This is a genomic window from Bacteroidales bacterium (genome assembly GCA_016707785.1).
Classification (GTDB): domain Bacteria; phylum Bacteroidota; class Bacteroidia; order Bacteroidales; family UBA4417; genus UBA4417.
Genome location: JADJGZ010000001.1, coordinates 415,240 through 431,706, shown reverse-complemented (window position 1 = coordinate 431,706; position 16,467 = coordinate 415,240). Strand labels below are relative to the sequence as shown.

Here is a 16,467-nt window from a genome sequence, read left to right as displayed (position 1 = left end):
AGCCTGATGGAAAATATTACAACATCTTCAGAACTTTTGGAGGCTATCAAAATATTGGAAGCAGAGCAGGATTTTAAAGGCCAGGTATTAAAGACACAATTCTTTCTTACTTACGAAAGCCTTAAACCTATCAATTTGATCAATAGTACCTTAAAGGATATATCTTCCTCACCCTACCTGCTCGATAATATTCTGGGAACGGCTATGGGACTTGTTTCCGGATTTTTATCCAGGAAACTGATTGTAGGTGGCTCATCCAGTATCATCAGGAAACTGCTGGGTTCTATACTGCAGTTTGGGGTGACAAATATTGTGGCGCAGCACCCTGATATGCTGAAAAACCTGAGTCATTTTATTATGCAATTCATCTCACCCAACAAATCTAGCCCTGATAAGCCATGATAATAAAAGAATTTCATCTTCCATTTAGTTTAAAGGTGGTTTTTTTTTTCATTGGAATAATTGCCTTCCTTACCCTATTATATGTAGCCCAAAGCATTCTTATTCCCCTGGTTTTCTCAATCATTTTTGCCATAGTACTCCATCCTCTGGTAAATTTCCTGGTTAAAAAGCGTTTTAATCGTGTTGTAGCCATTGTAATAACAATTATCCTGATCTTTATAAGCATAGCAGCTATTGGAGGGTTGCTTATTTCGCAGATCAGCAAATTCAGTGAATCATGGCCGGCACTGGTTGAGAAATTTACTGCACTATTAAATAATACAATTACGTGGGCTTCAGGCTATTTTGATATAAGTCCCAGCAAGATCCATGGGTGGATAACTAATACAAGGAATGAGTTAACTCATTTTAGCGGAGTATCCATCGGAAAGACCATCATTAGCCTGGGAAGCGGACTTGTTGTAATCTTCCTGATGCCGGTTTATATATTCCTCTTGCTCTATTATCATCCCCTTTTACTGAAGTTTTTACATATGGTTTTTGCAGATGGTAATCAGGGCAAACTGACGGAGATAATTTCACAGATAAAAACCGTGATCCAGCGTTACCTGGTAGGTTTGGTTATCGAAGCAACCATAATTGCAGCAATGGAGATTTCTGCATTGCTACTTCTGGGGATTGAATATGCCTTATTGCTGGGAATCCTGGGGGCACTGTTGAATGCTATTCCCTACATAGGAGGCCTTGTTGCTGTGGCCTTGCCAATGATGGTTGCACTGGCAACCAAGTCATCTGCATGGTATGCATTATATATACTGGGCATCTACTATTTTATCCAGTTGGTTGATAATAATTACATCGTTCCTAAAATCGTGGCATCCAAAGTCAAGATCAATGCGCTGTTCTCCATCATTGTCGTAATTGTCGGGAACGCGTTATGGGGAGTTCCCGGCATGTTCCTTTCAATCCCGATGTTAGCCATCGTAAAACTCATATTTGACCATATCGATGAACTGAAACCCTGGGGATACTTATTGGGGGATACGATGCCACCTATGCTTAAAGTAAAACCCATTCGCTTACCCCGAATTAAACTGACTCCAAAGAAAAAATGATAAAGGTTACAAAAGAAGGAATCTTACTTTCAAAATCTCAGCTGGAGTTTGAAAATGAAGCTGTGATGAATCCTGCGGCCATTATTGATGGAGGAACAGTTCATCTTATCTATCGTGCAGTGAAAGAAGGCAATTTTTCGAGCCTTGGTTATTGCAGACTTGAAGGGCCGCTCAAGGTTGATGAAAGATGGGATGAACCGATCCTCAGTTCAGAAATGGAATATGAATCCCATGGGCTGGAAGATCCCAGAATTGTTAAGATTGAAGAATGCTATTATCTTACTTATACTGTTTATGATGGAATTAGTGCTCTTGGTGCTTTAGCATTATCTAGGGATATGAAAATGTTTAAAAAGCATGGGATTATTACACCAATGGTACATTATGATGAATTTGTTTCATTAGTTGGATCAGATAAACTACTTCATAAAAACTATATCCAGAACCAATTGTTTTATGAGAAGTTAGATGATAAGGAGGGTAACGCTCTTACCTGGGATAAAGACGTTGTTTTCTTTCCTCGTAAAATCAATGGTCAACTGGTTTTTCTTCACAGGATCAGACCTGGAATTCAAATTGTTACCATCAATACTCTGAACGAACTCTCACAGGATTTCTGGTTAAATTATTTGAAAAACTTCAGAGATCATATAGTACTTGATCCCATATTTCCCCATGAATCCAGCTACATTGGAAGTGGATGCCCCCCAATTGAAACAGAGTATGGCTGGTTATTGATTTATCATGGGGCTGCAGATACTGAAAAGGGGATGTATTACACCGCCTGTGCAGCAATGTTAGATCTAAACATTCCTTCCAAGGTTCTGGCAAGATTACCCTATCCTTTGTTTCGTCCTGATTACGATTGGGAAGAAAACGGAATAGTGGATCATGTTGTATTCCCAACAGGCGCTGTGGTTTTTAATGAGAGATTGTTTATTTACTATGGTGCCGCCGACTCCAGGATTGCATGTGCATCCATCATACTGGAGGAATTGATCACAGAACTGATGAGCTATGCTGTAAAGGATGAAACAAACACTCATTCAAATACTTCAATCGTTGTCAGTGATCTTACTACAGATATTTCTGAAATGTGGAAACCCGTTCAGAAGCTTGAAACTACTAAAAACCAACTCCATGAAAAATAAAGCTAATTCCAACAAGACCAATGATATACAAGATATTCAGGAAGGGGTATTTGGTCGGGAAAATATAGAATATCCTTCTGCTTTACCCTTGCAAAATCCATATATATCCAGGAATGAACCTGTTAAACCTTTACTTGAAGTACTGTTTATTTCGTCCTATCCTCCAAGGGAATGTGGTATTGCAACCTATTCCCAGGATCTGATCAAGTCATTGAATAATAAATTCAGCAATTCATTTGCCTTATCTGTTTGTGCACTGGAATCAGGAAAAGTAAACTATAGTTATCCTGAAGAGGTAAAGTATATCCTTGATACCTCTAAAGAAGATGCGTTTAAAAAGATTTCTGAGAGTATCAATAAGGATGACAATATACAAATGGTGCTTATTCAGCATGAATTTGGATTCTTTAATTCGCAGAAACAGGCGTTTTTAGATTTCCTGAGAAGTATCCATAAACCCGTAGCAATCGTTTTCCATACAGTACTGCCAAATCCTGATGACAGGCTGAGGTCAGAGGTAAGGGAAATTGCAGATGCTTGCGTTTCAATTGTGGTAATGACTAATCATTCAGCAAAAATACTCATGCTTGATTACAGGATTTCTGAGCAAAATATTTCAGTAATTGCACATGGGACTCACCTTGTTACCCATCAAAGTGAAGAATTCCTGAAAATGAAGTATGGATTAAAAGACAAAAAAGTACTTACCACTTTTGGACTGCTTAGTTCCGGAAAAAGCATTGAAACAACATTACATGCTATGCCTGAAATCCTTTTAAAGAGCCCGGAAGTTGTATTTCTGGTCATTGGGAAGACTCATCCGGAGGTGGTGAAATCAGAAGGTGAAAAATACCGGGAAATGCTTGAAAATACAGTAAAGGAATTAAATCTCCAGGAACAGGTTAAATTTATCAATCAGTATCTTGCATTGCCTGAATTGCTCGAATACCTTCAGTTAAGCGATATCTATCTCTTTACAACCAATGATCCCAACCAGGCTGTTAGCGGGACATTTGCCTATGCTATGTCCTGTGGTTGCCCTATTCTTTCCACTCCAATCCCGCATGCAAAAGAGGTTCTTACAAAGGATACCGGAATCATATTTGATTTTCGTGATTCAGGTCAACTGGCTAAAGGAGTTGTCCACCTTTTAAATAATGAGCCTCTTCGCAGAAGTATCATTATAAATACCTTGCAAAAAATTGTCAGTACGGCATGGGAGAACTCAGCAGTAATGCATGCCAAGCTTTTTGAGAAGATTACAGGTACGGGGGAAGCTGTTAAATATAATCTCCCTCAGATCAATCTTGCCCACCTGAACCTTATGACAACAGAAACAGGAATCATCCAGTTCTCAAAACTGAACCATCCGGATCTGGATTCAGGGTATACCCTTGATGATAATGCAAGGGCCCTGGTTGCAATTAGCATGTATTACAAAATGACAGGCTATGAACAGAATATCATAGACATTCGCAAATACCTGTCTTTTATTGGCAGCTGTCAGCAAAAGGATGGGAATTTCCTGAATTATATGGATGCCGACCTTCAATTCACCTCCCAGAATGAAGATGTCAACCTTGACGATTCCAATGGAAGGGCCATATGGGCACTGGGTTATCTGATATCCTTAAAGGAAGCGCTGCCCGCTGATATTCATTCCCTGGCAAAAGCTATATTTGAACGTTCCCTTCCACATATAAGTAAGGTATATTCTACCCGTTCAATGGCTTTTGCAATTAAAGGGCTTTACTACTATAACAGGACGAATCCATCCCACACTGCAGTTGAATTAATCAGAACAATTGCTGACCGTCTGTCGAAAATGTATCATCATGAATCAAATATTAACTGGGAGTGGTATGAAAGCTATCTAACCTATGCTAATAGCGTATTACCGGAGGCTATGCTGCTTTCCTGGTCAGTTACGGGAGAAAACCTGTATAAGGAAATAGCTCTCTCATCCATGAAGTTCTTGTTGTCACAAACATTCAATGAAAATGGAATAGAAGTAATTTCAAATAAAAACTGGCTGCTCAAAGGAGAGAAACCTGGGCATTATGGTGAACAACCTATTGATGTGGCTTATACAGTTATGACGCTTGGGATGTTTTATGAAGCTTTTCAGAAGGAAGAATACAGGTTGAAAATGGAAATAGCTTTCAACTGGTTCTTGGGGGATAACAGGTTGCATCAGATTATTTATAATCCTTGTACAGGAGGATGTTATGATGGTCTTGAAGAAACACATGTGAATCTCAACCAGGGCGCAGAATCTACAGTCAGTTACCTGATGGCCCGATTGTCGATGGAATCTTTCCGGCAGGAAGAGACTCCCCCGATGTTTCCCGTTCGCAAACATGCCCGCATCAATCCTACTCAGAAGCGGTTGCTCTACTCAACTGACGAAAAACAATTTAGCCAGCCAATCCTCCGGTCACAACCTCAGAAGTTGGACTAAAAGTTTACTGCTCTTCTTCTTAAAAGGTGTGAATTGTATAAAAATTCAATTGAATTGTATAATTCAATTGAATCCCTTATGACGCAATTTTATGGTTAAAATGTATCATACTGAACGATACAGATATCCGTTCCGGTTGAATAATTGGCTATCTTATGAACATACTATTGGTTTACCCGATTTATCCAGATTCTTTTTGGAGTTATAAGCACGCCCTGGGTTTTATATCAAAGAAAGCGGCGGTGCCTCCACTCGGGCTGATTACAGTTTCTGCATTACTGCCACTTTCATGGAATAAAAAGCTGGTGGATATGAATGTGACACCTTTGTTGCAGCTAGATATCCAATGGGCAGATTATGTTTTTATCAGCGCCATGTATATCCAGAAAGCCTCCGTTGATAATGTGATTGTGACTTGCAGGAAGGCCGGTGTAAAAGTTGTTGCCGGTGGGCCACTTTTCACACAGGAATATCAGAATTATCCTGACATTGATCATTTTGTCCTGAATGAAGCCGAAATAACAATGCCCTTATTCCTTCAGGATATTGCATCAGGTAAAGTTCCTCAAAAGGTGTACTCATCTGATGAATTTGCCGATATAACTCAGAGTCCGATTCCTGATTATCATTTGCTTTCAAGGAAAGATTATGCTTTCATGAATATCCAGGTTTCAAGAGGATGCCCATATGCATGCGATTTTTGCGAAATTACAACCCTTCTGGGGCAAAAAGTACGCATGAAAAAGCCTGCACAAGTGGTCCGGGAGCTGGAAGCTTTGTATACACTGAACTGGAGGGGATCCGTTTTTATCGTGGATGATAACTTTATAGGCAATAAATATGAAATTAAAACGAAATTGCTACCGTTGCTGATCCTCTGGATGCAGGCACATCGTTTCCCATTTTCGTTTAATACACAAACTTCAATAAATCTGGCCGATGATGAGGAGTTACTGAAGATGATGACGGAAGCGGGATTCAGTTCCACATTCATTGGGATTGAAACAACGGACGAAGAATCGCTGGAGGAATGCAATAAGGTTCAAAACAGAAACCGCAATATGTTGCAAAGCATACATACAATCCAACGCGCCGGATTGATTGTTTCAGGTGGATTTATTGTTGGATTCGATAAAGATCCGCCTACGGTTTTCAGAGAACAAATTGAGTTTATTCAGAAAAGTGGTATTGTATCTGCAATGGTTGGTCTTCTGAATGCACCCAAAAACACGAAGCTCTATAAACGGCTGGAAGCTGAAGACCGGCTGATTAACGAAGGTTCTGGAAATAACACAGATCAGTCAATGAATTTCATCCCACGAATGAACAATGATTTGCTGCTTGAGGGGTATAAAATGATCATCCAGGAAATTTATACCACAAAGCCTTATTACGATAGAATCAGAAGATTGCTTATGAACTATGAGCCTCCAAATATTGGACATGTAAGGATCAACTCACAGAAAATCATGGGATTTCTAAAATCTGTCATAATCTTAGGCCTGCTTAAGGAAGGAAGAAGGGAATACTGGAGGTTTCTTTTCTGGACGCTGCGCAAGCGGCCCGGATCCCTGGCTGATGCTATTGAATATACCATCTATGGGTTTCATTACAGGACTGTATTCGGACTTTAATCTGGATTTTTACTCTTGGTGCCGTGGCTGAGGAATGCTTGTGAGTTAATGAGAGCGGCCCCCCGGTTGGCGCCAACTACCCACGGTAATTCCACCTGTAAAGCAACGTATGGAATAAGGCGCAGGCCTGCGAAGCCAATAAAGTTCAAAAAAAAGAGCTACTGATTTGAACAGTAGCTCTGAAAAGGATTGATTGTGCTTTTTTACCTCTTGACAAATTTCTCCGTGGAATTGAATCTTAGAGATTTGATTTTAACAAGGTAAATCGCAGGGGGGAAAGAAGAAACATCTAAAGAAATGGTGCTCATATCTGAATATTGCCTGTTAATAAGGGCTCTACCTGACATGTCCAATAAGATAAGTTCAACACTTTCAATGATAGGTTCATCGAATTTGATATTCAATGTACCATCAGTAACTGGATTAGGAAAGATATGCATTGAATTGGACACTTGTGCGAATTCACCTGAAACACTTGAATTCCGGACCTCAATGCCAAAGGTTTGAGTCACTTCACCTGAGGCAGTAAACCCCTTCAAAAGAACCTGGTGGCTTCCAATATCATCCATTCCAGGCGTCCCGGCTAAAGATGCAGTTCCATTTTGATTGTCAGTAAAAGTTAGCCATTCAGGCAGGTTTTCTATGCTGTAGTTTACCAGTTCCTGGTTACTGGAAAGGCATACCATATCATAGGAATAGGTATCCCCCACAATAATGGTGTTGAGTGGAGTTGTAACTATGGAAATGGTTGGGACTGATTTACTGCTAATTACATTAATGGTCATTGTCCCGGTGGAGGATAGGTTTCCGGCACCATTATCCCTGGCTTTCACTTTGAGGTAGAAAACAGGTGTGCTGGAATAATTGAGAGCACTACTGTTGTTAACATAGAGTTTACCCGTGGTGGAGTTAATAGAGAAGGCATTACTGGTATTACCACCTGTTATCGAAAAAGTTAAAACTTGCCCGGCATCAGGGTCGGTGGCAACTATGGTGCTTACCAGTGAACCGTTAGGTGCAAATTCAGCAACACTGAATGACTGATTGCCTATTACAGGCTTATCATTTAAATTAATTAAGTTCACTGTGATAGTAGCCGTGGCTGAAAGGGGAACTGTTGCGTTATCAGTAACTTTAACACTGAGTGAATAACTAGGTGTAGATTCATAATTAAGTAAAGATGAATTAGTTACAATTAATTTTCCGGTGGCAGAATTAATTGCGAAAACACCTCCTGTATTTCCTGAAAGAATCACATAACTCAATAATTGGCCTGCATTTGGATCAGAGGCTACAACAATACCGACTGTGGTTCCATTAGGTGAATTCTCATTAATGGAGAAAGTTTGATTGCTGATCACCGGTGGAAGATTAGTCGCCGGTAAAACGTTGATGGTAATGACTGCATCATCAAAAAGGCTTCCTGTGCCATTGTCAGTAACTTTAACAGTCAGGGAATAAAGTGGATTTGAAGAGGAATTCACTAAGATGCTGTTTGCCACATAAATAGCCCCTGTAGATGGATTAATGGCAAATGCAGTGCCAGTATTTCCCGCAGTGATAGAGTAAGTCTTTGTCTGGCCTGCATCCGGATCTGTTGCAACAACACTTCCAACGAATGTCCCGTTTGGTGATAAATGGACAATACTGAATGTTTGATTGTTTACAACTGGTGGCTCATTCACATTATTTAGTGAAATATTGACAGTAGCCTGACTGCTCAATGCACCGGTACCATTGTCCTGCACTTTCACAACCAGTGCAAAAGCCGGTGTTGTTTCATAATTGAGCGCTGTAGAAGTGGCAACCTTAATAACACCGGTAGCAGCCACAATTGAAAATGCACTGTTGATGTTTCCGGATATAATAGAGTAGGTGAGGGTCTGCCCTGAATTTGGGTCAGTCGCAACCACTGTCCCTACGGTAGTGCCATTGACTGAATTTTCATTTAATGAGAATGATTGGTTTACAATCACTGGCGGAAGGTTAGTACCCTGGAGTACATTAATGGTAATAATGGCATCATCAAACAAGCTTCCGGTACCATTGTCAGTTACCTTAACAGTAAGGGAAAACAACGGGTTTGTGGCATAATTCAGGATGCTGCTGTTGGCAACAGTAATAGCGCCTGAAGATGCATTGATTGCGAATGCGGTACTGGTATTTCCGGCGGTGATGGAAAAGGTTTTGGTTTGCCCGGCGTCCGGATCTGTAGCAACAACAGTCCCAACAAGGGTTCCGTTTGGCGATAACTGAATAATACTGAAGGATTGGTTGTTAACAACCGGGGGTTCGTTAACATTAGTCAGCGCTACAGTTACTGTTGCCTGGCTGCTCAATGTTCCCGTTCCATTATCCATAACTTTTACTACCAGCGCAAAGGAAGGGGTTACTTCAAAATTGAGGGCTGTGGATGTAGCTACTTTAATGATACCTGTAGTGGCTACAATAGTAAAGGCATTATTTGTATTGCCTGATAATATAGAGTAGGTGAGGGCCTGACCCGCATTAGGGTCAGTAGCCACTACCGTGCCCACTGTTGCACCATTTGCAGCATTTTCATTTAAGGTGAATGTTTGGTTAACAATCACCGGTGGAAGATTAGTGCCCTGGAGAACATTGATGGATATTATGGCATCATCAAACAAACTTCCGGTACCATTATCAGTAACCTTAACCGTGAGGGAAAACAACGGGTTTGTAGCGAAATTCACAATGCTGCTGTTGGCAATTGTTATTGCTCCTGAAGATGCATTGATTGCGAATGCGGTACTGGTATTTCCGGCAGTGATGGAAAAAGTTTTGGTTTGCCCGGCGTCCGGATCAGTAGCAACAACAGTCCCAACAAGGGTTCCGTTTGGCGATAACTGAATAATACTGAAGGATTGGTTGTTAACAACCGGGGGTTCGTTAACATTTGCCAGCGCTACAGTTACTGTTGCCTGGCTGCTCAATGTTCCCGTTCCATTATCCATAACTTTTACTACCAGCGCAAAGGATGGAGTTACTTCAAAATTGAGGGCTGTAGAAGTAGCGACTTTTATGATACCAGTAGTGGCAACGATGGAAAAAGCATTATTTGTATTGCCTGATAGTATGGAATAGGTGAGGGTCTGACCCACATTAGGATCAGTAGCTACTACCGTACCGACTGTTGTTCCATTTGCTGCATTTTCGTTCAGTGTAAAGCTCTGATTGAGGATGACAGGCGCCTGATTACTTGTTCCTGTTGATTCAAATACCCCCATATCAGGAGCTGTACCTGTATAAGGTAAACCAACATTTACACCGGCATTAATGAGGTCAGAAGTGGATGCAAGACGCAGGAAATTTAAAACCGGTAAACTGCCATCAGCCTGCCTGGCTCCGGCCATCCCGGTTGTATCAGTTGTTACAAAGTCTGCACCATTAAGTGTGACTCCCCCGTTCCATGTATTGTACTGGTTCACAGAGGCTACATTTACTGAGGCATTGGTTCCGTTTAAATAAGCAGAATTGTTCTTTAGAATATGTGCATCAGAAAACTTCTGGTAATAGAAACCACATCCGTTATTCCTGAAAGCAGTACAATTATATAATGTACTCGGAAAGTGATTCAGACCATTACTATTAAAGTTTTCATCAAAACCATTCAGGTAATTGTCGTAAGCAAGGCAGTTTGTGAGTTTCCTCAGCTGAGTGGTAATGACTCCATTGGTATTGGGCCCAAGTTTGAACCCACTTCCATTGCCTGTATGAGACATATTAACCGGAGAATATCCATTAAGGAAGGACCAGCAGTTGTCAAGAGTAACATAAGTATTACTGCCGAAAAAGTCGAATCCATCATCACTGTTGAACCAAGCCCTGCAACCCCTGAAAATATTATTGTCTGAGGTCGTATTGTTGGTCATCCCAAAACCATTTGAACCATCATAAGGCGTGGCAGAAATCGGGTCCTCATTATGATGGGAATCACAGTTCAGAATCAGATTATTATCACAGCTGCTAGAGATCGTGAAGCCATAACCGCCAATCCGATCAATCTCGCAATTTTCAATCGTACAATTATTGGAGCTGGATGCCAGCATAAAACCAATGTTACAGTCGGAAACCTGTGGAAGTTTGGTGATTCTTAATCCACGAATGTGAAGGTAGCTTGACCAGCCTGTCGCAACGGCAATGGTGGCTGCGGTGAAATTCCCAAGTCCGAAACTGAATACCGGTTTTTCGTTTGGATAGGCCAAAACCCTGATGGGATTGGCAGCAGTACCACTTTTGTTCTGCATGCGCTGCACAACTGTATAGTTATAAGTGCCTCCACGAACATAAATGGTATCCCCTGATAAAACCTTTGTCCAGGCTTTATTCAGATTGAAAAAAGGAGAAGTAATTGTGCCTGTATTGTTGTCGTTACCCGTAGGGGAAATGTAGTACTTACTCGCAAAAACTCCTGCAGAGTAAAATGACATTGTAAGGGTAAGAAGAAGGAAGATTATTGTTTTCAGACGGTTTGCAATGCTGAGAAATGATACTTCAGCTACCGGTTTATTTGAGTTTAACTGCAGGGCGCAGTTCGTGATGGTAAGCCAAGTGGGTCGAGTTTTCATTTTAGTTGGGTTAGTAAAATGAGCAGTAAAAAGTAGTGAAACAAGGAATCTTGATTCCGAATTTACTTCGGGTTAATTCTTATTTTAATGCAATCAGAAAAATATTCCTTGTTGAACGTATGCGTGTTAAAACTTAAACAATACAAAGTTACACATTAATAAGATAGCCAATTCTATTTAGGTATTACAGTACCACAATTTATATTCAATCTAAATAGTATATGAGTTAACTATCTGTATATGAGTATTATAAAAACTTGAAAATTTTATTTTACAGTAAAATTATTTTTCATCAGGCTATTTTGACCAATAAAGTGGGCAACTCAATTCCATTTGTTTTTGATACCGGGGAATAGCCTTTGAGGGTTTACTGCTGCTTGATTTCTGTAATCAAATTCATGCATCCGGGTACGTTAAATGTGTGAAAGATGTAATTAATACTAAAATTAGTGTAACTGAAGCAGTATTCGGAGAATGCACCTTTGTATTGTGATTTAAAGGAATGACCGGCTGCTTATAACTAGTCCTCCGGTATCTGTTTTGCAGACAATCTTCATTTCCAGGAATGGTCATTGAAAGATGGAATGATACAGGGAGGATGAAAACTAATTGTGCATACATGAAAAAGATCCTACCTGTCATCAAGGTACTCCCCAATATTCAGCACGCTAAAAAACACATTATCAGGCTGAGTGAAAAAACCATTGAGAAAACAGAGAAAGCCAATACCTTTCTTACAGATATTGCAAATGTAACGCTCTTTATAAGTCGCATTGTTCAGGAAACATTTTCTCGAAACTTTGAATTCAGGGAATTTTTCAGGCAGTGTTTCCAGATTGGTTACAAATCTTTACCGCTGGTATCAATTACCGGGGCGATTATGGGATTGGTTCTCACTATTCAATCCCGACCGGTACTGGTTGATTTTGGTGCAGTTACGCTCTTGCCGGGGATGGTTGCAGTATCACTTATCCGGGAAATGGGGCCTGTGATCACTGCCCTCATTTGTGCAGGAAAAATAGGTTCCGGAATGGGTGCAGAATTAGGCTCCATGAGGGTAACAGAGCAGATAGATGCCATGGAGGTATCATCTACCAATCCCATGCGGTTCCTTGTGGTTACAAGGGTATGGGCTGCCACGCTTATGATTCCGCTACTCATCCTGTATGCCGATGCTTTTGGGATACTGGGCAGCTGGGTAGGGGCTAATATCAAGGGGGATGTCTCATTGGTGTTATTTTTCTCCCAGGCTTTTGGTCATGTGCATTTTACGGATCTATTCCCGGCCATCATCAAATCATTTTTCTTCGGTGCGGTTATTGGATTGGTGGGCTGTTACAAGGGATATACTGCGGGACGTGGTACTGAAAGCGTTGGTATTGCTGCAAATTCAGCGGTTGTACTGGCTTCACTTCTCGTCATTATTGTTGATATGATTGCGGTTCAAATTACTGATATGCTGATGCCATGAAAGACATTCAATTAAAATCGGTACAATCAGATCCTGATGATTTTTCATCGGATGGACCCGTGATTGAAATCGAACACCTGAAAATGTCTTTTGGGAACCAGGAAGTGCTTAACGATGTTTCCTTAAAACTGGAAAGTTTTGAAAACCTGGTGGTTCTCGGAAAATCGGGAAGTGGTAAATCAGTGCTGATAAAGTGCATTGTCGGGCTCTTACAGTCGGAAAGCGGAACCATACACGTGTTCGGGAAAGATGTGACTTCTCTTAGCCGGAATGAAATGGGTGAAATCAGGGAAAAAATTGGATTCCTGTTTCAGAGTGGTGCTTTGTATGATTCTATGACTGTGAAACAAAACCTCGAGTTCCCATTGATTAGGATGAAAAAACATCTCACGGCACTTGAAATTAAGGAGAAAGTGGAAGAAGTACTTGATAATGTTGGATTATCAGATGCCTTACATAAGATGCCCTCCCAATTATCTGGTGGGATGCGTAAAAGAATCAGCCTGGCCCGGACCCTGGTGGTGGATCCGAAAATCGTTCTTTATGATGAACCTACCACCGGGCTCGATCCGATAACCTCTGATGAAATCAGCTCCCTGATTAACGATGTAAGGGAAAAGTATAAAACTTCCTCAATCATCATTACTCATGACATGGATTGCGCCAGGAAAACAGCAGACAGGATCATTATGCTGCAGGATGGAGGAGTTTATATGCAAGGTAAGCCCAAGGTTTTCGAAACATCTTCCGATCCAATCATTAAAGCATTCTTTCATTAAGCAGGAGTTTAGGCTCCTAAGGATACTAACTATACAACTGAAACAGAAATGGATACACATAGTCAAAAGTTTAAAGTCAGGCTGGGGATGTTTATCACTGGCGGACTGGCAATTTTCATCCTTGCCATATTTATCATCGGGAAACAGAAAAACCTCTTCGATCCGGTAATAAAATTGACTTCTACTTTCTATAATGTTAGTGGATTGCAGGTTGGAAATAATATCCGGTTTTCTGGTATCAATGTAGGAACGGTTGATAATATCACCATCATTAACGATTCGACCGTCAAAATTGATATGCTGATCAGGAAGGATGTGAAAAAATTCATCAAGACAGATAGTGAGGTAGCCATTGGCTCCGAAGGTCTGATTGGTGACCGCTTGCTGGTAATTACCCAGGGAAGTACTGAAGCCGCAGTTGTAAAAGAAGGGCAAAGATTACCATCGGCTGAGCCTATCGAAACTGATGCCATCATGGCAAGTCTCCAGATTACAGCGGGATATGCTGAAATAATCTCACAGCAACTTGCTGAGATAATGTACAAGATTAACAGTGGAAACGGAACATTGGGAAGGCTGATCCAGGATTCAACCATTGCTGACAACCTGACCCAAACTATGGTGAACCTGAAAAAAAGTTCTAAAGGCCTGGATGAAAACATGGAGGCAGCGAAGCATAATTTCCTGTTAAAAGGCTTTTTTAATAAAAAGGCGAAAGCAGCAGAAAGAAAGAAAAAGGAAGCGCTGGAGCTGAAAGAATCTCAGAATGAGAAAAAGAAGTAGTTGCCTTGAATGTGGGTTTGTACCCGGCCACCCTTTTGTCTTGTCCTGAAATAGGTTTACAGAAAAAGTAAACTAAAATCAGGACTATACATTTGGAAAATTATTCTGGATTCTGTCCGCCTGAGGCGGATGGATTCTGGAAGCCTTCGGCTTGGATTCTTCACTGAATGGCATTATTAGACCAATCTCTACCAAAGCATTTTCGGATGAGAAAAGTGATCATAATCTTACTTTGTATGGCATCCCTGCTTTCATGTAAAACGTTGTATGGACAAACTAAACCTGTAGCAACCGACACTGTCAGGTTGTATAAAAACATTGAAACCTATTCCGGAAGAAATCAGTTTACCCGGTTCATGTATCGCTTGATATTCAAGCCGGTATCTGATAACGTCAAGAAGAGTGATACTCGCAAAAAAAAGTATAAGAGGTCTGTTCAAAAACCATATAGCAATTTTGAAGGCAAAATCATCAGGAATATATCAATAGTAACCCTGGATCCTTTCGGATTTACCGTCGGAGATACGCTAAAATACAACCTCAATTTTCTTACCGCTGCAGGGAATGGGCTTCACGTAAAATCACAGCATATTACCATCAGGAATTTATTGCTCATCCATAAAAATCAGGTGTTTGACTCATTGCTGGTGAAAGAATCTGAGCGATTGGTGAGAAGCCAGACCTATATCAGGGATGTATCATTTTATGTAGCTGCTACCCATAAAAATTCTGATTCAGTAGATGTGTTCATTCGGGAACTTGATAACTGGAGTATCATCCCCAATTTTTCTGCTTCACCTTCCGATATAACGATAAACCTTTCTGACAAAAATTTCCTTGGTACCGGACATGAGTCAAAAAACAAATTTTCCTGGAATCCCAAAACTAGAAATAATGCTTACAACCTCGGGTATTATATCCCAAATATCAGGAATTCATTTATTAGCGCTTCCATTGGGTATAATACGGATGAATTCAGGAATTACAATAAAATCCTGGCATTCGACAGACCTTTCTTTTCCCCCTTTGCAAAGTGGGCTGCAGGAATAAGTATCACACAAAAGTTTCAAAGAGATTCCATTTGGAATTCTGAATCTCAATATGTTGACCAAAGGGTCAGGTTTAACACCCATGATTACTGGGCGGGTATTGCCATACAGTTATTCAAGGGTAATTCAGAAAACAACAGGACCACGAATTTTATCTCAACGCTTAGATACGTCAGGATCCGATACCTTGAAAAACCGGAAAATGAAATAAATGAATTGCCTCGCTTTTCTGATGAGAATTTCGTTCTTGCAAGTTTTGGGGTTTCAACCCGGAAATACATTCAGGATACCTACGTTTTTCGTTATGGAGTTACTGAAGATGTACCTATTGGTAAATTATTCAGCATCACTACCGGTTTCCAGAAAAAGACTTCCGGGCGATTTTTCCTCGGTGCCCGTATCGCATGGGGCGATTACTATAACCTCGGATACCTGGGATCAAATCTTGAATTTAATACCTTCTTTAATGGTTCTCATCCGGAACAGGGCACCTTCGTCGCCGGCATCAACTATTTTACCGGGTTAAAAGTGATTGGAAAGTGGAAGTTAAGGCATTTTGTTAAACCTCAACTCACTATGGGACTTAACAGGTTTGAGAATGATAGTCTGACACTTAATGATGGCTTTGGACTGGATGGGTTTAACGGGGCAGGACTCACTGGTACCAGCAGGTTGTTATTCACATTCCAAACCCAATCATACGCACCATGGAATGTCATTGGCTTCCGTTTCGGACCTTTCCTTGTATGCTCAATAGGCTTGTTAGGCGATGAAGTGAACAATTTTAAAAATAGTAAGGTCTACTCACAAATTGGACTTGGAGTTCTGATAAAGAATGAAAGTCTTGTTATTAACTCTTTCCAGGTATCTTTCTCATACTACCCGGTTATTCCGGGCAGGGGTTTTGATATCTTAAAATTCAACTCCTTCAGGACTACTGATTTCGGATTCAGGGACTTTGAGATTGGGAAACCAGTCATTTCATCATTCCGTTAATCCGGAAGTAGTAAAGGAATCGTTTTCAAAATCTTGA

Annotated in this window: 10 protein-coding genes; 9 read left to right on the top strand and 1 reads right to left on the bottom strand. The window is 40.6% G+C overall.

The genetic code is table 11. From position 1 onward, the window contains the following. Positions 1-6 precede the first annotated feature (6 nt). The 5 genes from IPH84_01735 (at position 7) to IPH84_01715 (ending at position 6,763) form a co-directional block, all read left to right on the top strand. Complete coding sequence (locus IPH84_01735; protein MBK7171963.1) at positions 7-402, top strand: hypothetical protein; 396 nt, start codon at positions 7-9, stop codon at positions 400-402. Next, complete coding sequence (locus tag IPH84_01730) at positions 399-1,517, top strand: AI-2E family transporter (GenBank protein ID MBK7171962.1); 1,119 nt, start codon at positions 399-401, stop codon at positions 1,515-1,517. The genes IPH84_01735 and IPH84_01730 overlap by 4 nt, the downstream gene beginning before the upstream one ends. Beyond that, positions 1,514-2,668 (top strand): pesticidal protein Cry7Aa, encoded by a 1,155-nt coding sequence (locus IPH84_01725; protein MBK7171961.1) that lies wholly within the window; start codon positions 1,514-1,516, stop codon positions 2,666-2,668. The genes IPH84_01730 and IPH84_01725 overlap by 4 nt, the downstream gene beginning before the upstream one ends. Then, complete coding sequence (locus IPH84_01720; GenBank protein ID MBK7171960.1) at positions 2,658-5,129, top strand: glycosyltransferase; 2,472 nt, start codon at positions 2,658-2,660, stop codon at positions 5,127-5,129. The genes IPH84_01725 and IPH84_01720 overlap by 11 nt, the downstream gene beginning before the upstream one ends. 155 nt (positions 5,130-5,284) lie before the next feature. After that, on the top strand, positions 5,285-6,763 hold the full coding sequence (locus tag IPH84_01715; GenBank protein ID MBK7171959.1) for a B12-binding domain-containing radical SAM protein: 1,479 nt from the start codon (positions 5,285-5,287) through the stop codon (positions 6,761-6,763). Between the two features lie 203 nt (positions 6,764-6,966). On the opposite strand, the gene IPH84_01710 is transcribed toward IPH84_01715, so the two are convergent. Continuing rightward, positions 6,967-11,352: a cadherin domain-containing protein gene (locus IPH84_01710; GenBank protein MBK7171958.1), complete on the bottom strand. Its 4,386-nt coding sequence runs from the start codon at positions 11,350-11,352 to the stop codon at positions 6,967-6,969. Positions 11,353-11,971: 619 nt separating this feature from the next. Here IPH84_01710 and IPH84_01705 point away from each other — a divergent pair. From IPH84_01705 to IPH84_01690, 4 genes are all read left to right on the top strand, one after another. Then, complete coding sequence (locus tag IPH84_01705; GenBank protein ID MBK7171957.1) at positions 11,972-12,823, top strand: ABC transporter permease; 852 nt, start codon at positions 11,972-11,974, stop codon at positions 12,821-12,823. Further along, entirely contained in the window at positions 12,820-13,602 is a 783-nt protein-coding gene (locus IPH84_01700) for an ATP-binding cassette domain-containing protein (GenBank protein MBK7171956.1), read from the top strand. The genes IPH84_01705 and IPH84_01700 overlap by 4 nt, the downstream gene beginning before the upstream one ends. Positions 13,603-13,650: 48 nt before the next feature. Then, entirely contained in the window at positions 13,651-14,385 is a 735-nt protein-coding gene (locus IPH84_01695; GenBank protein ID MBK7171955.1) for an MCE family protein, read from the top strand. 236 nt (positions 14,386-14,621) lie between these two features. Further along, the gene (locus IPH84_01690; protein ID MBK7171954.1) at positions 14,622-16,430 is read left to right on the top strand and encodes a hypothetical protein; all 1,809 of its coding nucleotides are present in this window, start codon (positions 14,622-14,624) and stop codon (positions 16,428-16,430) included. Positions 16,431-16,467 lie beyond the last annotated feature (37 nt).